Source organism: Streptococcus sp. HMSC034E03 (genome assembly GCF_001811505.1).
Lineage (GTDB): Bacteria > Bacillota > Bacilli > Lactobacillales > Streptococcaceae > Streptococcus.
The window spans coordinates 1-18,745 of sequence record NZ_KV804991.1 but is presented as its reverse complement, the minus strand read 5'-3'; the positions used below and the strand labels follow the sequence as shown (position 1 = coordinate 18,745).

Sequence of the window (18,745 nt, the reverse complement as noted above, 5' to 3'; positions counted from 1 at the left end):
TTTTTCCAGTGTCAACAATCGTTGTAAAACCCTTTTGGTCATTACGATAAGTTGCCTTTCCTGCATTAAATGACTGCTGACCACTCTCAGAACTAGCTTTTTCATAGGTCCTCTTAGCCATTGCAAATGCAAGAAGTTTTTCTTTATTCAGTGCATAATCCTGATGATGAGCCACTTGTCGATTCAGATAAAACTGCAACAAGAGACTAAAAATTCCAGCAACAGTGATGGCGTAAAGGAGAACTCCAGCCCTAACTTTTTTCTTTTTCCACACGATAGATAAACTCCCTCTCTAGCCCCTTTTCAAACTGAAAATTAAAATGAACATTTTGCCCGTTTTGGTAAATATGAGCTGATTTCAGACCGTAAACCATCGGCTGGTAGCCACGTCCACTGGCATCTGTTTTTCGAAAATCATTTGACTTTGATTTTCCCATGGAAATGGGGTTCCCATCCTGTTTGAGGTAAAGTCTATCATTCTCTACTTTTTCAAATTGGGCTCGATTCAGCTCTGCTTCCAGCTGATCCACAAATAAGAGCCATTCTTTTTGCTCACTTTTCTGCTGGTAGCGAACTTCTGAAACCAAGAGTTGACTCATAGATTGAAAAAGAAGCAAACTCCCACTAATCACAATAAGAGCAACCAGGGATTCTAAAAGTGTAAAAGCTCTGACTCTACTTATCTTGAATCGCCAGTAATTTTTCAGTTCCATGATACACCTCCAAACCTCGCTCATTCGAGACAACACGAACTGTAAGCCCATTGACAGTCAACTGCTTTTGTCCAGTCTGCAAAGCCATACGAGCCACTCGCAAAACTTCTTCCTGTTCTAATAGTCTTGCTTCCTGTCGTCTACTTTCTTGAATCTGCCCCAGCAAGAGGGTTGCAATACTGGCAAAAACAGCTAGTGAAATCACTGCCTCCAGTAAAATAACCGCCTTAATTTTTTGCTTCTTGAATACGTTTAATCTTTCCATTTCCTAGATATAGTTGGTAGCGAACTACTTCTTTCCTTGTTTGAAATCTCACACTTGCAAGAGACGAATTTCCTCCAGCTTTGTCAAAGGAAATTGACTGATTGGACTGCAGTTGAATCCCTTTTGGAATGGCTAATTTCTGATAGCCATTACTAATACTCCTCTCTTCTAATATTAAATTCATCTTTTGTTGACTAGCCAGACTTCGTTTCTGGGTTTCTCGATAAAGTTCCTCAAACTCCATAAAGAAAATTTGTTCTTCCACAGTTGCAAAAGTGGATTGAACTGAACTTGACAAACCCAAAGCCAAAATGCTGACTATCCCTAAAACCAATAGACTTTCTAGCATGGTAAAAGCCCTAATCCGCAACTGTTTGACTTGTCTTTTGTTTATCATGATACTCTTTGTAAGCTTTTGCTTGCTCAGCAGTGATACGTCCATCTGCCTGTAATTTGCTTAGACTAGCATCTTCATTTTTATCCAGACTATACAGTTCTGCTTGACTTTCTACCACCTTGACGACAGCTGCTTTACCCTTGTCATTCACTGCATCCTTTTGCTTAGTAAGATTTGGCACAAACAGTAAGAGTAGAATACTAATGATGAGCAATACGACCAACATTTCTACAAGAGTGAAAGCTTTTGCCTTCGCTTCTTTTAATTTCATCAACATTTTTTTCATCTAAAAATTAACCTCCATATTTTGATACATGGGCAGCAACATAGCTGCATACAATAAAACGATTAGCAGGGCTACAAAAATAAAGACCAGTGGTTGAACAAGGTTCATGGTCCGATTGACTCGGGTAAAGAAGGATTCCCAGGTTTTTTCCGCATAGATTTCCAATTCGCTCCCCAGTTTGGATTTGACCTCTCCGTATTCAATGATTAAACCCAACTCTCTTCTAAAGAAAGGATAATGTTGCACAACTTTCGAAAATTCATGCCCATTTTGCAAGGCTTGATCTAAATCTTGTCCTATTTCCCTAAAAAGAGGATTTCCTTGCTCCTGCATCATCTGGAAAATCTGTGATAGCTCCAGACCTTGACCAATCATATTACCCCATTCTCGAGCATAATAGGCAGTTAGATAATACTGAATAAACACACCTAGAAAGGGGATTCTAGCTAGAAAAGAAAATACTTGTATCTTCCTAGATTTTCTGTAGAATATCAGTCCTGTTAAAGATACTAGACCTAGCAATAGAGTAATACCAAGAAAAATCTGTGGCAGGTTACTAATCACTAAGGTAGCTATGTTGCTACTATCCAGTTGAGGCAAGAGATAATTACGCAAACCCATCATAATGAGCAGTAAGAAAACTAACAAAATGACTGGATAGGTCGCAACTTCGATTAACTTCTTCTTGACCTTAGCTAGATTATCCAAATATTCTTCAATTTTCCCCAAACTCAAATGGAGATTTCCATGAACTTCAGCCAATGAAAGTTGCGTGACAATCGCACTCGAGAAACCTAAATGACCCATCATTCCCGAAAAAGACTTTCCCTGCGCAAGTCCTAGACGCATCTGCGATACATAGTCCTTTTCCAACAAGAGACTTCTATCTAGAAAGGAAATGATTTCTACCAGGTGAAAACCACTAGAAAATAAATTGTTAAAGAGAGTGATGATTTTCTTCTGCTTACTGGTAGCTAATTTTCTCCGTTTCAGCTTGAAGGGCAGTGATATGTCCTTCTTTAAGAAGCTGGTCAATTTGTCCATTCCACTTTTCTGCCTGGTGTTCTTGATAATTTCCATTTGCAACGTCAATGATTCCTCCTCCTCCGATTAGTCTCTGGTAACAAACACCTTGTAAAACAACTGCAAGTTCATCTTCACTGACACCAAGTTCTAAGAGGCGCTCATAAACCCCACGAACACTCTTGGCATGGATTGTCGAGAATACCGTGGCACCTGTCAGACTAGCTCGTACAACGGCACGGGCTGTTTCACTATCTCGAATTTCTCCAATGATTAAAAGATCTGGACGATGTCGTAGGGAAAGTTTTATCAAGTTTTCATAGCTCAGTCCGATAGCTTCATTGAGCTGTAATTGCAGCATCTCTTCCTGCTTAATTTCTACTGGATCTTCAATGGACATGACCTGCCGACCCTTAAACAATGACTTGGCTAATTCATGCATCAAAGTAGTTTTACCACTTCCTACAGGTCCTGCAAATAGATAAAGGCCGCGTTGCCTAAAGCCCTTTTCCAGTTCCTTAAGGTCTTGAAACCAGAAGCGCAACTCTTGTTCTTGATCATGCAAAAGCCGGATAACTAGACTCTCATGACCACGATAATCTCCTACCGTCGATAAACGTAGTGAAGAACGCTTACCATCATGCTGATAATCACAGGAACCAAGCTGACTACGGCGTTTTTCTCCAACGTTCATCCCCGCAATAAACTTAAAATGACTAATGACGGCCCCCAACTTTTCAAAGTCATAGGTGCTAATCAAATGTCTCTCATCTCCAACTCGCATATGTAGCTCGTAAATCTTTTCTTTAGGAATAAAATAGATGTCCTGGGCTCCCTGTTTTTTGGCCAGTGTAATCAATTCTTGTGCAAGTATTTGTACCATATCTTCCTCCTCATTCTTACTATTCGAAGAAAATATAAAAAAGAAGAAACAACTTCATTAAAAAATTGTTTCTTCTTTTTTTATGCGACAAGTACGGTGGATTTCTAAACCAGTCTGCTTTTCGTAACCAGGTCTAAATTTTTCATCAGGAATGACTTGACCATCTTCCAACAAAGCCAAGGAATGATATTGCTGAAGAAATTCATCGCATTCTTCACACCAGCGTTTATCTTCTGGATCCCAAAAAATAGTCATCAAGTCTCCCCTACTTTTGTAAAGAGGAATCTCCTTTTCTAACTCAAACCAACAAGACTTATAATATTTCAAGGCGTCATAATAGTTATCAAATTTTTTGCTCGCAATGACGTCGTCTTCCCAGCCTTCTATAAACCACCACGGTTCAAAATCTCCGTACATTTTTATAACTCGATACATAGATTAACTTCCTTTGTACCGTATATTATAGCGAAATTTTGAGAACAATGAAAGAATTTTGCTCATTTTCACGAATTATATAACATTTTCAAAAAATCCAGCTATTCTAAAACGAATAACTGGATTTAAAAACAAGATTAACCTTCTGAAATATCGTTTTCAATGATCACTTTAATTGCATGATGATCGGCGGCCTTACTAAATACTTCATAGGCCTTTTCTATTTCACTAAGTTTGAAATAATGAGTTACCAATTTTTCAGGTTCAATTTTATGACTTTCTAAGGCTTTCAAAAGCTGAGGAGTTGTATTGGTAGAAACCAACCCAGTAGTAACATTAATGTTACGAATCCAAAGAGTGTCCAAATCAAACTGAACTGGTTTACCATGCACACCACAGTTGGCTACTGTTCCACCTACACCGATAATCTTTTGACAGAGATCAAACGTTGCAGGAATTCCTACCGCCTCAATAGCGACATCTACACCTCGACCATCTGTCAAATCATAAATTTCTTGTATTGCTTTTTCAGGGTCTGAAGAATTAATCTTATGAGTAGCACCGAAAGAAACTGCAGTATCCAAACGGTTATCGTCTAGGTCCACCATAATCAATTTAGCTGGTGAATAGAATTGTGCCGTCAAAAGAGCTGCCAACCCAACTGGCCCTGAACCAACGATAGCTACACTACAGCCAGGCTCAACTTTCCCTTTTAAGACACCAATTTCATAGCCAGTTGGCAAGATATCAGATAACATAACTAAGGCTTCATCAGACAAGTCAGATGGAGTATGATAAAGAGTATTATCAGCATGAGGCACACGAAGATATTCTGCTTGCATACCGTCAATCAAATGTCCAAAAATCCATCCACCTTCGTCTTCACAGTGAGCATAGATTCCTTTTTTACAATAGTAACACTTGCCACATGCACAAACGCAAGAAATTAAAACCTTATCACCCTTTTTGAAGTTTGAAACTCCTGCTCCAACTTCCTCTACAATACCAATTCCTTCATGTCCTAAGATAGTTCCACTCTTACAAGCAGGAACATCGCCTTTAATAATATGAAGGTCTGTACCACAAATAGTAGTCTTAACGATACGCACAATAGCATCTGTTGGATTGCGAATAATCGGTTTGTCAACATCAACAAATGAAGCAAGTCCTGGTTTAACATAAGTATAGGCTTTCATAAAGCTTACCTCCGTTTTTTTATTTGTATTGTTTATATCATGATTGTAAGCCTTTTCAAACAGAAAATCAAGTAATATGTGAAAAAAATAACAAAATTATTAAAAAAGTAGAAACTAAAGTCGTTTCTACTTTTTAGATTATGCTTGATAACGTTTTTCACCATCAAGGTAAGTTGCTACCAATTCCAAATCCTTATCAAGAACGATAAAGTCAGCATCGTAGCCTTCACGGATTTGTCCACAGACGTCATCGATATGAACTGATTTAGCTGGATTCAGACTAGCCATCATGACTGCTTCATGAGAATTTGCAATTCCCCATTCAACTACATTTTTGAGACCATCTTTTAGTTTGAGAATGGAACCTGCCAAGTTACCTGTAGATTTAAGGCGAGCAGTCCCATTTGCAACTACAACTGGAAATTCACCTAACATATAATCGCCATCTTGCAAACCACCTGCTGTCATACAGTCGGTAATAAGAGCAATATTTTCAGTTCCTTTTTGTTTAAGAAGAATTTCGCAAGCCTTAGGATCCACGTGATGACCATCACAAATCAATTCTGCATAAGTGTGTGGTAACTCATACATAGCACCAACCATACCAAGTTCGCGGTGTGTTAAGCCACGCATTCCATTATAGGCATGAACCCAAACACTAGCCCCGGCATCAACAGCTTTTTTAGCTTCATCAAATGTAGCATTAGAGTGACCCAGAGCAACAGTTACACCTTCACCAGTAATAGTACGTACAAAGTCCTCAACCCCATCACGTTCAGGTGCAAGAGCAATTTTATTAAGAAGACCATTAGCAGCCTTCTGCCAAGCGCGGAACTCATCCATACGTGGATCTTTCATGTAAGCAGGGTTTTGAGCTCCTTTAAATTCCTCAGTAAAGTATGGCCCTTCAAAATAGATACCACGAATCTTAGCACCAGATGCTTCTTGATAGCGTGCACCAATGTTTTCAGTAACAGCCAGCAATTGTTCGTATGATGAAGTTAGTGTAGTTGGTAGGAAACTAGTAACACCTGTGCTAAGAAGACCTTCACTCATCGTATGAAGAGTTCCTTCAATATTATTATCCATGACATCCACACCACCAAAACCATGAATGTGGGTGTCAACGAGACCAGGTGCAATGCTGTAACCAGAGTAGTCTAAAATTTCTGCATCATCCGAAATCTCTTCAACATGCTTACCAAACTTGCCATCAATAAGTTCTAAATAACCTCCACGACGAATACCATGTGGATAGAAAAATTGATCAGCTTTAATATACTTAGGCATAATGATAACCCCCTTAAGAAATAATCTACTATTTATTATGTCAATTACATTATAAACCTTTCAAAACAATTTGTAAATGGTATAGACCTTTTTTAGTGAAATTTTAATAAATTATTCAACAAAAAAACAAGGTCCGAAAACCTTGTCTTTCATACTATACCGGCGGCCGGGGTCGAACCGGCACGTCCTTGCGGACACTGGATTTTGAGTCTAATATTATTAGTTTTAAATCTCAGAAATATTGATTTTATAAGCTTTTTTTCCATAATATTTTTTAAAACTTAGTATCACTTCCAAAGTTTAGATACTTTTTAGTAACTATAAAATGCTAGAAAGTATACTCCTTATTAAAAAGAGTTTTGGACTAGTTTTGTGCAATTTTATTACCCATATCCGTAATAAGAGAGGCTAAATTAATTGCCTTTAATGATTGTAGAAATTGGTTGTGAATATCATTAGACACATAACCAGCTAGCAAAATATGCTCAGCCATGTCATATTGCTTAATCAAGAGAATCTTATCATGTTTTTCATTAAATAAAATCGCACTAATTGCTGTATTAAAGACTGGAAAACGAAAACTCGCACATTGTGAACAATAAGGAATATCTCCCTCATCTTTTAAAAATTTTTTCTCCAAAGGATGCCCACATTCGGGACAACAAGTCATTGTTTTGTCAAATATAGAAACCTCTTTTTTAAAGTTCTTAAAAGTAATTTTACCAGTAAAATCGAGACCACGCAAGACATTGAAATAAATCAAGACTTTTTTTAAAATTTATCTTATGATATACTAAACTTATCAGCTATTGGTTCTGAAAAAGTGTCTGCCACAGTTTTACTACAAATTCTCATGACTTGTGCCAAGATTTATAAAAAACGGATAGCTATAATAGCTCTTAGAGCAAAAACATGACATATAGGAGGTTAAAGACATGTCATACTTTTATCTTTTTATCGCCATTGTAGGAGAGATATTGGGAACTAACCTTTTGAAATTATCAGACGGTTTTACAAAGCCTATTCCAACCGTTTCTGCCCTACTTAGCTATGGCGTTTGTTTCTATTTCCTCTCACTAGCAATGCAAAAAATTCCTTTAGGAATAGCTTATGCAACATGGTCAGCTGTCGGTTTAGTTTTGACAGCCTCTATCGCAGTAATGATTTTCAAAGAAACACTAAATGTTTATAGCATTATCGGTTTAATTTTGATTATCATTGGTGTTGTCATGGTTAACTTATTAGGAAATGCAGGACATTAATAAAACCGGCTCTATACTATTTGTAGTGGGTAAATCCCCTATGGATATTATGGAGCCTATTTTGTTGTAGAAAAAAAGTTCCATAAGAACTATAATGAAAAGCTAGAATTCTGTCAATATTTTGGACACATTTTGGGAGGGAATTTTGAAGACTAGCGTCCTCCTAATTTTCCCAATAAGTTTTAACTTCTTCAAAAATCTTATTCAAAAGTTCTGCATCTTTTTCTGACAACTGATTTTTTTCTATAACTCTATCTTTTAGTTCTGTTGCCTTTATTTTATTTCTTGCCACCGAAACTGCTATTGAATGTTTCAAAATATCAAACTCATCCTTTGAAAAGTTTGCAATATTGGTAAGATCTAATTGTTCTAGAGGTAAACTACTGATAATTGAATAAGGTTTTTGTCCCAGCAAATAATCTGTAGTAGTCCCAAAGATATTTGCTAATTTCACAACGAATTCTAATCCTGGTTCTAACGTTCCATTCTCCCACCGAGAATATGTCCCTTGTTGAACTCCAATTAATTCCGATATTTGTACTTGAGTTAACTTTTTTGATTTTCTGAGAGTTTTTAACCTCTCTGAAAATTTATAATCCTCTGTATACATAATTCTCCTATAGATATTCTTATTCGTATATTTTAGCTTGACAAAATATTCTAAACGGTATAAAATAGAATTATTCCATAAGGAATATTTATTTTGAGATTGAATATTCCATTGAGAATATTATAGCATAAAAGGAGGTAAAAGCGTATGTAACTAGTAGTCGATTTAAAAAATTTTAATAAAGGAGGTAGGATTCGACAAAATAAAAAATCTTGAAACAAATGTGCCGTTCGTTCCAAGATCAAAACATATTATGTAACAATTATACCACAGAAAACTCTTCAGTTGCACAAGAAAATTTCGGAGGTTTCACAAAAAGATGACCAATAAAGAGTTAGTCAATCAAATTTCTGGCCTAAACTCTACCTCTACTCTTAAAAATTGGATTCAACTGATTAAAGAGATAAGTGGCAAGGAATTTAAGAAAATTAAAGTTCCTATCAGTAGAAATCCCAGAACTCATCAATTAAGTTATACAGTTGCCTATGATTTTACAGACGAAGACCTTAGACAATTTCAAAAGTTAGCTAAACTAAAACTTGAAATAGGTCTAAAAGAGGCTATACAAGCCGTATTTGGGAGTCTAGCAGACAATGAACATGAATCCCTAAACCAAGTAATAGATGAGCTCTACGATGAACTGAGCGCCTTAAAACAGGAATTTAAGCGAGAAATGCGACTGATAAAAATTGAGAATTCCAACCTAAAAAAGAAAATCCAAGATATTGAAGAGTCGATGCAAACCGGCTTACTAGGGTTTGTTAACAAGAGGTCAAAAAATAGGTTCGGCTAATAGCGAGTTTTCGGCTGAGCCATGAGGCAGAAAGCCGAAAATGAGCGTAGATGCGGACGGACCATTTTTGACCGATAGGGTGTGTAGTAACACCACCCTCTGCAAGTTAGGTGTACCATCGAAAGAATTCAGTATTGCCAAGGGTTTCGCAGATTTTAAGGGTGGCAAAATTAGGCAAAAAGTTGAATCAAAATCTATGGCAAAAAATGAACATTTACGTTCTGTATTTGACTGGATTCAAATTCAGTTTGATAAGACTGAATTTTCGCCAAGAGAAATAATCGAAGACATTCTATTTCTTGACTATGACCTATTTATTGAGAATAAAGGGAGCCTTAAATACTATAACTATGATAGCCAGCTTCATTATGGGAATATCCGTATCTACTATGGAGCGAAAGAGTCGTCCTACATGCTTGTCATGTCAGGACAGGCACTCGAGTTCTATAGAGATATGGTATTAGATCCAAATAGTCTGTCCGAAAGACAGTTTTTGAACAACCTCTACTACAATTACAATCATTTTTCAGTAAGACGAATTGATATTGCAATAGATGATTTTAATGAAACACCCTATTTCACTCCTAATCAGCTTCTAAAGATTTGTCAGAAGAAACGCTTTATATATGGAAAAAGCACCTACTACAATACCTACGGAGATGAAACAATCGGCCAGACCTTATATTTGAGAAAACCCAATGATGACGAAAGACTTAGAATTTACGATAAACGCTTAGAACGAGCTGAGAAGCTCGGTATCAGCAAGCGGTATATAGAAAATTGGATAAGAACTGAGTTAGAACTTAGGAAAGAAAAAGCTCACTACTTCATTCAAGAATGGTTGCATTCAGAAATAGATCTTCTCAACTTTACCAAGGGATATCTCAAAGAAAAAGTGAGGTTCTATAGTGATAGCTATTTCTCAAAACCTTTGAGATCTTGGGAAAAGTTTTTAGGCCATTCAAAACCCGTCTCTATCATTATTTCAAAATCAAAAACAGAACTAGAACAAAAATTAGAATGGTTTACCTATAAAGGTTCAGGAGCTATTCTAAAAGCGTATAAATTTCTATACGACAATAACTTACTGCATGAGTATGAGAAAGCTAACTATCTCGCACTCAACAATATGGAATATCCACCAGATTTAGCAAGTGGATTAATAGAAAGAGCAATACTCTTTAAACGAGAGGATTTGATCCCTACAATCAAAGAAAATATTAAAAGGAGAAATTAACTATGGCAAAAATGCTTTCACAAAATGACTGGAATTTTAATAACATTGGAACAAAATTTGAATTGGATGAAGTCATTCCAAAATTTGAAACGGAAGTCCGAGCAGATGCAAACGGAGAAATTATCAAAAACCGAGATGGTAGCGAAAGACGTTTTAATACCGATAAAATCATTGGTTGGAAATACAATGTAACAATCAAGGATGGACAATTCAAAAAGAAATCAACCCAAGTCTCAGTAGACAATCCAGATGCCTTGGTTGATAATGACTATATCCAAGCAATGGATGAAGTACCAGTTACATTTGACAATTTACAAGCTACTATGATTAGCACGACAATGTATTACAAGGCTGATGCTATCCATTTAGTAGATGTAAAACAAAAATAAGTAAAATACAAGGGGAGTTAATCCTCCCCTTAGTTAATCTAATTAGAAAAGGAGATCACATGATTAAAACTGTAACAAAAGATGACCTTATCGAACTTGGATTTGCTCCAGGAACTGCAAGAAAGATTATCCATACCGGCAAATTACTATTAGTGAATCGTGGTTTTAACATCTACGATAACAAAAGGATTGGTACAATTCCAGCCAGTGTCGCAGAAGAACTATTAGGAATTGAACTCCAGAAAGAAGCGTAGCTTATGGCTTTACGTAAAAGTAGAGACGGAACTTGGATTGTTGATGTTTCCAATGGTATAAATCCAATATCTCTAAAACAACGTAGAATTGTAAGAAAAGGATTCAAAACTAAAAAAGAAGCATTGGAGGCCGAACAATACTTACGAAGTGTCGAACTTAAAGAAAAAAGTTTCAACTCAAAAATATCAATTGATATCCTTTATGATCTCTTAAAAGAAGAGGATAGAATAAACAACAGAAAACAAAGCTATATAGATACACAAGAAAACAACTATAACAGGCATATAAAAAACTATTTTGAAAAAGTTGATGATGTAGCTAAATTAACTTATGAAGATATCTATCAATTCAGAGAACATCTAAGAGATAAAAATACTCAAAACTCAGAAAAGAAGCTAAGTCCAAACACTATTAATAAAATTATAATTTTACTAAAGAAAATTCTGGATGTTGGATTAAGAAAAGGATTTTACAAGGAACATCCCGTAGGATTACTGAAAAAATTACCCATAGAAAAAGTAAAATTAAATTTCTGGACAGTAAAAGAATTTAAGCATTTCTTAACACTATTTAGCAACGATGAATACAATATAAAATTACTATTCACAGTTCTATTTTTTACTGGTCTAAGACTCGGAGAAGCTCTTGCTCTAACGTGGAAGGACATAGAGTTTTCTACAAATACAATCCATGTAAGTAAATCAATATACGTTAAAAAAGGTGAAGAACACATTAGTAGTACAAAGACAAAAGCTGGAACCCGAAGAATCATCATGAACACCAAACTAGTGGAGACACTAGAAGAATGGAGGCAAACACAGCATGAAAGATTAAAAGAATTTACAACCAACCTAGATGATCTACAGATATTTCAAAATAGCCCGATTACGATAACTAAGGATTCAATCGAAAAACAATATAAAAAAATATTACAAAGAGATAGTTCTTTAAAAAAAATAAGAATTCATGACTTCAGGCATTCACATGCTTCCCTACTAATAAACCAAGGAGAAGATTATCTTGTCGTAAAAGAAAGATTAGGACATGCTTCTATAACTACAACAATAGATACATACTCTCATTTGTATCCAAGCAAGCAACAAAAATTAGCGGATAAATTAGATGATTTGTTATAAAACTAGTAATTTTAAGTAACTCAGCGTTACAAATTCAACAAATAAAAGAAAAAGACAAGGTCCGAAAACCTTGTCTTTAATACTATACCGGCGGCCGGGGTCGAACCGGCACGTCCTTGCGGACACTGGATTTTGAGTTTAAAATAGAGAAGCTTAAATCTACACAATACCTATTAAATCAACATTTTAAAAGATTCATTCTGTTGTAAAGAAAATAAAATATTTAATTTTGGGAAATTTTTTGGTGTTTTTGCTTGTTATATTTTATCATTAGTGCTATAATGATACTATCAAGATGATATTTGGAGAAATAAATGACTGAATTAGAACTTTATAGAAGATTATCTAGAAACAATAATTTGAGTAAATCTGAAATGAATGTTGTTATTTACTGCTATAACACTGAGCATACCTCTAAAGAGATAGCTTCTTATCTAGATTGGCAATCTCCCAATGTAGCACGATTATTGATAGCAATGTTTAATAAAGGTATGCTTAATAGACGACAGCTAGAGGATAAAAAGACATACGTATACACTAGCAATATTGATAATCCTTTGCTTGGAATTGAATGATAGGGGAAAAACCTATCATTCAATTTTCAAAAAATGACTATCAACTATACAGTATTTAGTAGATATCTAGGAGAGAATCATGATTAGAGCTTCACCGAAATCTTTTATGATAAATAAAATAAAATATTAAATAAAAAGGAGAAACAATAATGATAAAATATCCAAGCCAAGTTCAACTTGCTGTTGAAGACATGAGTAGAGTTTACAACACACCTGAGAAACGCAAGTACGCAGCCAATCAAGCTAGACTTCATTTGTCAAATAATACAAAATCTGACCTATATAGTCAAGCTTTAGCTGAACTTTTCAATTCGTTAAATATAAATTCCCGTATACAAGAAGAGTACGCACAAAAATTAGTTGCTTTTTATTTTCATAGTAAGGCAAATTATTATGGTAAAGTAAGCATGTTTGATGATTTTAATAATTGCAATGGTAAATTGCCTCATCGTTTTACTACTTACAGTTAATGGACTGGGGAGTATTCCTCCCCTTTTATATCTTAAAAAGAAAGGAATTGCATCATGAAGAATCTCTATAAATATCTTTTTTATTTGTTCTTTATTGGATTTGCTTGCACATTATATTATGTGTTGTTTTTAACAAATGCCTATTCTCCTATCTTTGCAGCTATTGCAATATTGATGGGTATTACGATTATTATCTTTTTGATTATTTGTATAGATATGATAGCTTCCCCTGCTGGAGAGGAGGATGCAAAAAATGAGAATGTTAAATCAAACAATTCGTGTGAAGAGTAAATACCCTTACTTGATTCGTCCACGAAATATTACAGTTGTTAGACTATCTATTCAAATTGTTTCCTTTTTACTTTTAATGTGTTCATGGATTGCTACAATCCCATTTATTGCACGTCTAGTATTTTCCATGTTTTTTATAAGCTTTCTTTTTTTAGTAGAGAAGTTCTTTCGTTCTAATTTTATAGCAAATTTAAGAAACAAACTCTATATCAGAGAAGCATTGTTTTATATGTTAATCAGTTTGGATTTATATGATGAGAGTGAGAATGAAGTCGTAGATTCAGCAATTTTATATTTTGACGTTTCTAAGGATAACAAAGTTATTGTCTCTGTCCCATTATTTGGAAACCGTTATCTGAAAACTTTGAAGAATTTAGAGGAATATCTATGCCCCACCTTGGGCTTGTCTTTGATTTCTAAAAAAGAAGAGATTGATAAAATAGTATATGTGTTAGGGCAGATAGAAGAAATTGAACAATACGTTTTTAATAGTAATACATTGACAAGAGGATTTTTTGACGGTATTCCTAGTCCAATTATCAAGTTATCAACTACTCAGCAATTTAGCTTGAAATCCAATACCAATATTGGTGTTTATGGGAGAACAGGGACAGGTAAAACGATAGCTTTGGAATGGCTTCTGTTCAATGCACTTTCTAAAGGATGCGGTATTGATGATACTTATTTAGGTATCGTAGACGGAAAAGGAGCTGATTTATACGCTCTAGGTAATATGTTAAAAAATGAAGTAGGCGAGAAAGTTTCTGTAGGTTCTTCTCCAACTTCTCTTGCAAAGCTATCAAGACAGTTTGTAGAAATTATGAATGCACGTTTTGAGATTATTAAGCAAAATAGCTCACTAAATGCGGATGCTTATGATTTAGGAATGACACCTAATTTTCTATTTATTGACGAACTTGCTTCTATTCGCGATAGTTGTGGAGCAAGTAAGCAAGGTAAAGAGTTATGGAATGAAATTTTACAAAATTTGGGATTAATTGCTAGAAAAGGAAGACAGGCTGGTTGTCACTTACTATTATCTACGCAAGACCCTAATGCTGAGAATATTCCAGTAGAATTGAGAAATCAAATATCTGCGGTATTATACCTTGGAAATCCAGGTGCTGACCGATTGAAAATGGCTTTTAGCATGTGCGAATTAGAAAACGTTCCTACAGTTTCAGATAGAAAAGGAGAGGCTCTCTTTTATGCTGATGGACTTAATACAGTAGAACCAGTGCTAACAATTGTGCCATTTGTTGATTTAAAAACTAAACAAGAATTTTTACAGGTAGTTAGAAATATACTGCCAAACTACTAATGACGGTATTTTTCTCTGTTGGAATAGGAATTCTTTTCAATAGAGAAAAATAGCCAACCCGACTGCATCGCAGGAGGATAGAAAGAAAGGAATTTATCATGAAATTAAATGATTTTTTGAAACCAGAATTACTAGGGAATCGCTTCTTTGCTGTGAAAGGATATACAGAAGTATTAGATAGAGAGACCAATAAGCCTACTGCCTTACGCCTAAATGTATCAATTCAAGATGAAACTAGTGATTTTTTTATGGAGATGATTCAGGTAAAGGTAAATACTTTAACGCCTACTACCTCCGTTCAAGAAATGGCAAATAACAAAACTTGCCCCGTTAAATTAAAAGACTTGAATGTTGGCCAGTATAATGGTAACCTTTGGTTCTCATGCTCTGATGTACTTCCTTTATCAAAATAAGATGCTATGGTTAAAATTTACGCGATATCTGACATACATGGCTATTTAGATGAGTTCATTGACGCTCTCAATAAAATAGACTTATCTGATAAACAAAGTCGACTTATCTTACTTGGAGACTATATTGATAACGGTTCTCAATCTTTTCAAGTCATTTCTAAAATAATTGAACTTGAAAAAATTTATCCAAAACAAATTATTACGCTTTTTGGAAATCATGAAGAATGGTTTTATGATTGGTTGATTTTAGATAAGCCTACTGCTTCTGCATTTCCAGAAACAATAAATAGTTTCTTCTCTACAGACGAATTGAACTATATTTTAAAATCTAATCCTAACAACTTTGAGTCAGGTGTTAGAAACGAAATTAGAACTAATGCTAAGTTTATTCCATTCATAAACTGGTTTCAAAAAAGATATGAAGATAGTCGTTATTTTGAAACAGAAAATCAAATTTTTGTCCATGCTGGAATTGATGAAGCTAATAAACTCTGGAAAGACCTAACGAGTTCAGAGATGTTTACAAACAAATTCCCTATTACCACTGGTAGATTTTATAAAGATATTATCTCTGGGCATATTGCTTCTTGGGAAGTAGCTAATAATAAAAGTTACCTGGGTAAGATTTACCATGATAGTAAAAGCCATTATTTTATTGATGGAGATGTAAAGAATAGCAAAACAATACCTGTTATCTGCTATGATACAATTACTAAGAAATATTACTTTCTGTAACTTTTAATCATGTGTTCCTAGGCAAAACTGCCGACTGGAGGTCGGCAAGCTGGAAGCGTGTTTAGCAGAGCAGTGCTTAGGTCACATGATAAAAGTTAGGAGGAGCTTTGCTCCTCCTAATAGTTTATTTATTATATAGACAATCTTTTGGCGAAAGCCAACCTAAAAGGAACTATTTTTTATGACCTCATATAATAAAAAAATAGTCCGCACTTCTTCCTATATTGAAATTTGGGAATATGAAAAGCCAATATTTTCAAAAGTAAAATCCATTTTAGATACTAATACTGAAAACAAAGAAAAATCAAAACGAAGAACATTTGATGAACTAACACCAGAAGAACAAGAACAACGTCTTGAACGTATGAAGAAGACTCGCTTAGAAGCTAAGTGGAACTTACTCCGTCTAGTTGATTGTAATTTTGATGATACAACTTCTTTTCTTACATTGACCACTAAAGAAAATATCAGCGATAGAAACCACTTCAAAGACTTACTCAAAACTTTTATTAAACGTTTTAACTATCACATATTTCAAACTAAAAAAAGTAAATTAAAATATATAGCAGTATTAGAAAAGCAAAAACGTGGAGCATGGCATGCCCATATTCTGCTTTTCAGTGTTCCTTATGTACCACACCGTCAACTCTTGGAACTTTGGGGACATGGAGCAGTACGGATAAATAAAGTTGACGTCGATAGTAAAGAAAATCGTGGTCGATATGTCACAAAGTATTTTGAAAAAGGGATTGGACAAGAATTGTTGGAGAACTTCGGAAAGCAAGCCTATTTTTCATCACGCAACTTGAAAAAGCCTGATGAAGATAAATTTTACACTTATGAAGATTTTAACTATGAAAGTTCAGTCGTGCTATATGAAACGGAATACACTAGTAAGGTCTATAAAGACGGCCAGTATTCCGATAATCATGTAAAGTATAAGAAAATCAAACTAGATGAATAAAGGAGTAAGTCACATGATAGCAACCATAAATAAGAATGATTTAGTTGCTCTTGGGTTCTCTGAAGGAACTTCTAAACGCATTATCAGGCAAGGGAAAGAACTGCTAATTGCAAGAGGATTTGGTGTTTATCAAAATAAAAGAATTGGTACTATACCTGCTACTATTGCAACCGAATTACTCGGTTTTGATGTTTCTTTAGGTGCACATTATGACAGTTAAAAAAGCCAAAAACGGAACATGGACTATTGATATTTCTGACGGTTTTCACCCAGTTACAAAAAAGCGGATACGAATAATTCGCAAAGGTTTCAAAACCAAGAAAGAGGCTTTAGATATAGAACAATATATCCGAGTTGTTGAGCTAAGAGAAAAACGATTTGATTTTTTGGTAACAACCGATATGCTCTTCAATATACTTGAAGAGGAAGACATACAAAATAACAGAAAAATCAGCTATATTAGTACACAGAGAAATAACTATGAACGTCATATAAAGCCTTACTTTAAAGATACAAACTTAAATAAATTGTCTTATGAACACATTTTTGAGTTTCGAGAACATCTCAAAACAAAGTCTAAAAAACAAAATAGTAATTCTACATTAAGTCCCAATACAGTCAATAAAATAATGATACTTCTCAAAAAAATTTTTGATACTGGGGTAAGAAAATCTTTGATAGATAAAAATCCTGTTGATAATCTAAGAAAATTGCCAATTAGTAAGCCAACTATAAATTTCTGGAGTGTAGAAGAATTTAATGAGTTTAGAAAACTCATTACAAAAGATGAAATAAGTTATGACTTATTCTTTACTATAGCGTTTTTTACAGGTATGAGAATGGGAGAGATACTAGCATTAAACTGGTATGATATAAACCTAATAACAAGCACGATACACGTCACAAAAACTGCTTACTTTGTCAATAATGAAAATCACATCAATAGTACAAAAACAAGAGCTGGAACTAGGTTTATTACAATCAATAATAAACTAACAGTAATGCTAACAGATTGGAAAAAGAAACAAGTAAATTTGCTTAAAGAATTTACATCAGATACTGATAGTCTTCAAATTATTCAAAGTACGCCCATAGCAATAACTAAAAATATGGTTGATAAAAAATTTAAGCAAGTTTTGTCTAGGAATAAGAATCTTAAAAAAATTCGTATACACGATTTAAGGCATTCACATGCTTCCTTATTAATCAATCAAGGGGAAGATTACCTGGTAGTAAAAGAACGTCTAGGACATGCCTCAATAACAACTACAATAGATACATATTCTCATTTATATCCTAGCAAACAGAAAAATTTAGCAGATAAATTAGACGATATTTTTTAAAATGGAAATATTTGGTAACTTTGAGATGTTAGTAGATAAAAACAGAAAAAAGACAAGGCTTATAAACCTTGTCTTTATTACTATACCGGCGGCCGGGGTCGAACCGGCACGTCCTTGCGGACACTGGATTTTGAGTCCAGCGCGTCTGCCAATTCCGCCACGCCGGCAAAGTATAACTGGGGTAGCTGGATTCGAACCAACGCATGAGGGAGTCAAAGTCCCTTGCCTTACCGCTTGGCTATACCCCAATAATATAAATAGGCGAGTGAGGGGAATCGAACCCCCGAATGTCAGAGCCACAATCTGATGTGTTAACCACTTCACCACACCCGCCATAATTTAACTAACACGGGCAGTAGGAATTGAACCCACACTGAAGGTTTTGGAGACCTTAGTTCTACCTTTAAACTATGCCCGTAACTATGGAAGGGGAGGGATTCGAACCCCCGAACCCGAAGGAGCG

General features: G+C 34.9%; 27 protein-coding genes and 4 tRNA genes. 15 read left to right on the top strand and 16 right to left on the bottom strand.

Features of this window, described 5'->3' with window-relative positions; genetic code table 11:
- The 11 genes from comGG to HMPREF2805_RS11390 form a co-directional block, all read right to left on the bottom strand.
- Positions 1-274, bottom strand: a 274-nt coding sequence (gene comGG / locus HMPREF2805_RS06495; RefSeq protein WP_261676352.1) for a competence type IV pilus minor pilin ComGG, incomplete at its 3' end; no start/stop codon positions are given.
- On the bottom strand, positions 252-713 hold the full coding sequence (comGF, locus tag HMPREF2805_RS06490; protein ID WP_075231873.1) for a competence type IV pilus minor pilin ComGF: 462 nt from the start codon (positions 711-713) through the stop codon (positions 252-254). The genes comGF and comGG, both read right to left, overlap by 23 nt.
- Positions 676-978: a competence type IV pilus minor pilin ComGE gene (gene comGE / locus HMPREF2805_RS06485; protein WP_075231872.1), complete on the bottom strand. Its 303-nt coding sequence runs from the start codon at positions 976-978 to the stop codon at positions 676-678. The genes comGF and comGE overlap by 38 nt, the downstream gene beginning before the upstream one ends.
- Positions 941-1,375, bottom strand: a complete 435-nt coding sequence (gene comGD / locus HMPREF2805_RS06480; protein WP_261676351.1) for a competence type IV pilus minor pilin ComGD — start codon at positions 1,373-1,375, stop codon at positions 941-943. Before comGD ends, comGE begins: the two co-directional genes overlap by 38 nt.
- Entirely contained in the window at positions 1,338-1,661 is a 324-nt protein-coding gene (comGC, locus tag HMPREF2805_RS06475) for a competence type IV pilus major pilin ComGC (RefSeq protein ID WP_075231870.1), read from the bottom strand. Before comGC ends, comGD begins: the two co-directional genes overlap by 38 nt.
- Positions 1,662-2,705 carry a competence type IV pilus assembly protein ComGB gene (comGB, locus tag HMPREF2805_RS06470; RefSeq protein ID WP_075231869.1) on the bottom strand — a complete coding sequence of 348 codons (1,044 nt, stop codon included), beginning with the start codon at positions 2,703-2,705 and terminating at the stop codon, positions 1,662-1,664.
- Entirely contained in the window at positions 2,626-3,567 is a 942-nt protein-coding gene (gene comGA, locus HMPREF2805_RS06465; protein WP_075231868.1) for a competence type IV pilus ATPase ComGA, read from the bottom strand. Before comGA ends, comGB begins: the two co-directional genes overlap by 80 nt.
- A 57-nt stretch (positions 3,568-3,624) precedes the next feature.
- The gene (locus HMPREF2805_RS06460; protein WP_075231867.1) at positions 3,625-4,002 is read right to left on the bottom strand and encodes a DUF1033 family protein; all 378 of its coding nucleotides are present in this window, start codon (positions 4,000-4,002) and stop codon (positions 3,625-3,627) included.
- Between the two features lie 137 nt (positions 4,003-4,139).
- Entirely contained in the window at positions 4,140-5,198 is a 1,059-nt protein-coding gene (locus HMPREF2805_RS06455) for a zinc-dependent alcohol dehydrogenase family protein (RefSeq protein WP_075231866.1), read from the bottom strand.
- A 138-nt stretch (positions 5,199-5,336) separates the two neighbouring features.
- The gene (gene nagA, locus HMPREF2805_RS06450) at positions 5,337-6,488 is read right to left on the bottom strand and encodes an N-acetylglucosamine-6-phosphate deacetylase (RefSeq protein ID WP_049548224.1); all 1,152 of its coding nucleotides are present in this window, start codon (positions 6,486-6,488) and stop codon (positions 5,337-5,339) included.
- A 364-nt stretch (positions 6,489-6,852) separates the two neighbouring features.
- A complete protein-coding gene (locus HMPREF2805_RS11390) occupies positions 6,853-7,251 on the bottom strand; it encodes an FmdB family zinc ribbon protein (RefSeq protein WP_009732039.1) in 399 nt (132 codons plus the stop codon).
- 172 nt (positions 7,252-7,423) lie between these two features.
- Between HMPREF2805_RS11390 and HMPREF2805_RS06440 the strand changes: the two genes are divergently transcribed.
- The gene (locus HMPREF2805_RS06440; protein ID WP_009732038.1) at positions 7,424-7,750 is read left to right on the top strand and encodes a DMT family transporter; all 327 of its coding nucleotides are present in this window, start codon (positions 7,424-7,426) and stop codon (positions 7,748-7,750) included.
- 163 nt (positions 7,751-7,913) lie between these two features.
- Here the strand turns inward: HMPREF2805_RS06440 and HMPREF2805_RS06435 are convergent, their stop codons facing one another.
- Entirely contained in the window at positions 7,914-8,360 is a 447-nt protein-coding gene (locus HMPREF2805_RS06435; protein WP_000287814.1) for a helix-turn-helix transcriptional regulator, read from the bottom strand.
- Positions 8,361-8,679: 319 nt separating this feature from the next.
- Between HMPREF2805_RS06435 and HMPREF2805_RS06430 the strand changes: the two genes are divergently transcribed.
- The 14 genes from HMPREF2805_RS06430 to HMPREF2805_RS06365 all read left to right on the top strand — a co-directional run bounded on the left by HMPREF2805_RS06430 (position 8,680) and on the right by HMPREF2805_RS06365 (position 18,282).
- A complete protein-coding gene (locus HMPREF2805_RS06430) occupies positions 8,680-9,153 on the top strand; it encodes a hypothetical protein (protein WP_000182279.1) in 474 nt (157 codons plus the stop codon).
- Positions 9,154-9,193: 40 nt separating this feature from the next.
- The gene (locus HMPREF2805_RS06425; RefSeq protein WP_075231865.1) at positions 9,194-10,390 is read left to right on the top strand and encodes a replication initiation factor domain-containing protein; all 1,197 of its coding nucleotides are present in this window, start codon (positions 9,194-9,196) and stop codon (positions 10,388-10,390) included.
- Positions 10,391-10,392: 2 nt separating this feature from the next.
- Entirely contained in the window at positions 10,393-10,779 is a 387-nt protein-coding gene (locus tag HMPREF2805_RS06420; RefSeq protein WP_001096843.1) for a hypothetical protein, read from the top strand.
- Between the two features lie 59 nt (positions 10,780-10,838).
- Positions 10,839-11,033 (top strand): DUF3173 domain-containing protein, encoded by a 195-nt coding sequence (locus tag HMPREF2805_RS06415; protein WP_000598356.1) that lies wholly within the window; start codon positions 10,839-10,841, stop codon positions 11,031-11,033.
- Between the two features lie 3 nt (positions 11,034-11,036).
- Positions 11,037-12,170 (top strand): tyrosine-type recombinase/integrase, encoded by a 1,134-nt coding sequence (locus HMPREF2805_RS06410; protein ID WP_009732034.1) that lies wholly within the window; start codon positions 11,037-11,039, stop codon positions 12,168-12,170.
- 314 nt (positions 12,171-12,484) lie between these two features.
- Positions 12,485-12,745 carry a hypothetical protein gene (locus HMPREF2805_RS06405; RefSeq protein ID WP_075231864.1) on the top strand — a complete coding sequence of 87 codons (261 nt, stop codon included), beginning with the start codon at positions 12,485-12,487 and terminating at the stop codon, positions 12,743-12,745.
- 149 nt (positions 12,746-12,894) lie between these two features.
- Positions 12,895-13,215: a hypothetical protein gene (locus HMPREF2805_RS06400; protein ID WP_075231863.1), complete on the top strand. Its 321-nt coding sequence runs from the start codon at positions 12,895-12,897 to the stop codon at positions 13,213-13,215.
- 54 nt (positions 13,216-13,269) lie between these two features.
- A complete protein-coding gene (locus tag HMPREF2805_RS06395) occupies positions 13,270-13,506 on the top strand; it encodes a hypothetical protein (RefSeq protein ID WP_075231862.1) in 237 nt (78 codons plus the stop codon).
- Entirely contained in the window at positions 13,469-14,827 is a 1,359-nt protein-coding gene (locus HMPREF2805_RS06390; protein ID WP_075231861.1) for a P-loop NTPase family protein, read from the top strand. Before HMPREF2805_RS06395 ends, HMPREF2805_RS06390 begins: the two co-directional genes overlap by 38 nt.
- 98 nt (positions 14,828-14,925) lie before the next feature.
- Positions 14,926-15,240 (top strand): hypothetical protein, encoded by a 315-nt coding sequence (locus HMPREF2805_RS06385; RefSeq protein WP_075231860.1) that lies wholly within the window; start codon positions 14,926-14,928, stop codon positions 15,238-15,240.
- 6 nt (positions 15,241-15,246) lie between these two features.
- Entirely contained in the window at positions 15,247-15,975 is a 729-nt protein-coding gene (locus HMPREF2805_RS06380; protein WP_075231859.1) for a metallophosphoesterase, read from the top strand.
- A 181-nt stretch (positions 15,976-16,156) separates the two neighbouring features.
- Positions 16,157-16,939: a rolling circle replication-associated protein gene (locus HMPREF2805_RS06375; protein ID WP_075231858.1), complete on the top strand. Its 783-nt coding sequence runs from the start codon at positions 16,157-16,159 to the stop codon at positions 16,937-16,939.
- Between the two features lie 13 nt (positions 16,940-16,952).
- Complete coding sequence (locus tag HMPREF2805_RS06370) at positions 16,953-17,159, top strand: DUF3173 domain-containing protein (RefSeq protein WP_075231907.1); 207 nt, start codon at positions 16,953-16,955, stop codon at positions 17,157-17,159.
- On the top strand, positions 17,149-18,282 hold the full coding sequence (locus tag HMPREF2805_RS06365; RefSeq protein WP_075231857.1) for a tyrosine-type recombinase/integrase: 1,134 nt from the start codon (positions 17,149-17,151) through the stop codon (positions 18,280-18,282). Before HMPREF2805_RS06370 ends, HMPREF2805_RS06365 begins: the two co-directional genes overlap by 11 nt.
- 83 nt (positions 18,283-18,365) lie before the next feature.
- Here HMPREF2805_RS06365 and HMPREF2805_RS06360 read toward each other — a convergent pair.
- From HMPREF2805_RS06360 to HMPREF2805_RS06345, 4 genes are all read right to left on the bottom strand, one after another.
- Positions 18,366-18,449: transfer RNA gene (locus HMPREF2805_RS06360), tRNA-Leu, on the bottom strand.
- A gap of 9 nt (positions 18,450-18,458) precedes the next feature.
- A tRNA-Gln gene (locus HMPREF2805_RS06355) sits at positions 18,459-18,530 on the bottom strand.
- Positions 18,531-18,542: 12 nt separating this feature from the next.
- Positions 18,543-18,615 (bottom strand) — tRNA-His (locus tag HMPREF2805_RS06350).
- A gap of 14 nt (positions 18,616-18,629) precedes the next feature.
- Positions 18,630-18,700: transfer RNA gene (locus HMPREF2805_RS06345), tRNA-Trp, on the bottom strand.
- Positions 18,701-18,745: the final 45 nt, after the last annotated feature.

What these genes read in the sequence shown, in the direction of transcription:
- comGF (WP_075231873.1), bottom strand. Translation starts at nt 713, where the DNA reads ATGGAACTGAAAAATTACTGGCGATTCAAGATAAGTAGAGTCAGAGCT.
- comGE (WP_075231872.1), bottom strand. Translation starts at nt 978, where the DNA reads ATGGAAAGATTAAACGTATTCAAGAAGCAAAAAATTAAGGCGGTTATT.
- comGD (WP_261676351.1), bottom strand. Translation starts at nt 1,375, where the DNA reads ATGATAAACAAAAGACAAGTCAAACAGTTGCGGATTAGGGCTTTTACC.
- comGC (WP_075231870.1), bottom strand. Translation starts at nt 1,661, where the DNA reads ATGAAAAAAATGTTGATGAAATTAAAAGAAGCGAAGGCAAAAGCTTTC.
- comGB (WP_075231869.1), bottom strand. Translation starts at nt 2,705, where the DNA reads ATGGACAAATTGACCAGCTTCTTAAAGAAGGACATATCACTGCCCTTC.
- comGA (WP_075231868.1), bottom strand. Translation starts at nt 3,567, where the DNA reads ATGGTACAAATACTTGCACAAGAATTGATTACACTGGCCAAAAAACAG.
- HMPREF2805_RS06460 (WP_075231867.1), bottom strand. Translation starts at nt 4,002, where the DNA reads ATGTATCGAGTTATAAAAATGTACGGAGATTTTGAACCGTGGTGGTTT.
- HMPREF2805_RS06455 (WP_075231866.1), bottom strand. Translation starts at nt 5,198, where the DNA reads ATGAAAGCCTATACTTATGTTAAACCAGGACTTGCTTCATTTGTTGAT.
- nagA (WP_049548224.1), bottom strand. Translation starts at nt 6,488, where the DNA reads ATGCCTAAGTATATTAAAGCTGATCAATTTTTCTATCCACATGGTATT.
- HMPREF2805_RS06440 (WP_009732038.1), top strand. Translation starts at nt 7,424, where the DNA reads ATGTCATACTTTTATCTTTTTATCGCCATTGTAGGAGAGATATTGGGA.
- HMPREF2805_RS06435 (WP_000287814.1), bottom strand. Translation starts at nt 8,360, where the DNA reads ATGTATACAGAGGATTATAAATTTTCAGAGAGGTTAAAAACTCTCAGA.
- HMPREF2805_RS06430 (WP_000182279.1), top strand. Translation starts at nt 8,680, where the DNA reads ATGACCAATAAAGAGTTAGTCAATCAAATTTCTGGCCTAAACTCTACC.
- HMPREF2805_RS06425 (WP_075231865.1), top strand. Translation starts at nt 9,194, where the DNA reads ATGAGCGTAGATGCGGACGGACCATTTTTGACCGATAGGGTGTGTAGT.
- HMPREF2805_RS06420 (WP_001096843.1), top strand. Translation starts at nt 10,393, where the DNA reads ATGGCAAAAATGCTTTCACAAAATGACTGGAATTTTAATAACATTGGA.
- HMPREF2805_RS06415 (WP_000598356.1), top strand. Translation starts at nt 10,839, where the DNA reads ATGATTAAAACTGTAACAAAAGATGACCTTATCGAACTTGGATTTGCT.
- HMPREF2805_RS06410 (WP_009732034.1), top strand. Translation starts at nt 11,037, where the DNA reads ATGGCTTTACGTAAAAGTAGAGACGGAACTTGGATTGTTGATGTTTCC.
- HMPREF2805_RS06405 (WP_075231864.1), top strand. Translation starts at nt 12,485, where the DNA reads ATGACTGAATTAGAACTTTATAGAAGATTATCTAGAAACAATAATTTG.
- HMPREF2805_RS06400 (WP_075231863.1), top strand. Translation starts at nt 12,895, where the DNA reads ATGATAAAATATCCAAGCCAAGTTCAACTTGCTGTTGAAGACATGAGT.
- HMPREF2805_RS06395 (WP_075231862.1), top strand. Translation starts at nt 13,270, where the DNA reads ATGAAGAATCTCTATAAATATCTTTTTTATTTGTTCTTTATTGGATTT.
- HMPREF2805_RS06390 (WP_075231861.1), top strand. Translation starts at nt 13,469, where the DNA reads ATGAGAATGTTAAATCAAACAATTCGTGTGAAGAGTAAATACCCTTAC.
- HMPREF2805_RS06385 (WP_075231860.1), top strand. Translation starts at nt 14,926, where the DNA reads ATGAAATTAAATGATTTTTTGAAACCAGAATTACTAGGGAATCGCTTC.
- HMPREF2805_RS06380 (WP_075231859.1), top strand. Translation starts at nt 15,247, where the DNA reads ATGGTTAAAATTTACGCGATATCTGACATACATGGCTATTTAGATGAG.
- HMPREF2805_RS06375 (WP_075231858.1), top strand. Translation starts at nt 16,157, where the DNA reads ATGACCTCATATAATAAAAAAATAGTCCGCACTTCTTCCTATATTGAA.
- HMPREF2805_RS06370 (WP_075231907.1), top strand. Translation starts at nt 16,953, where the DNA reads ATGATAGCAACCATAAATAAGAATGATTTAGTTGCTCTTGGGTTCTCT.
- HMPREF2805_RS06365 (WP_075231857.1), top strand. Translation starts at nt 17,149, where the DNA reads ATGACAGTTAAAAAAGCCAAAAACGGAACATGGACTATTGATATTTCT.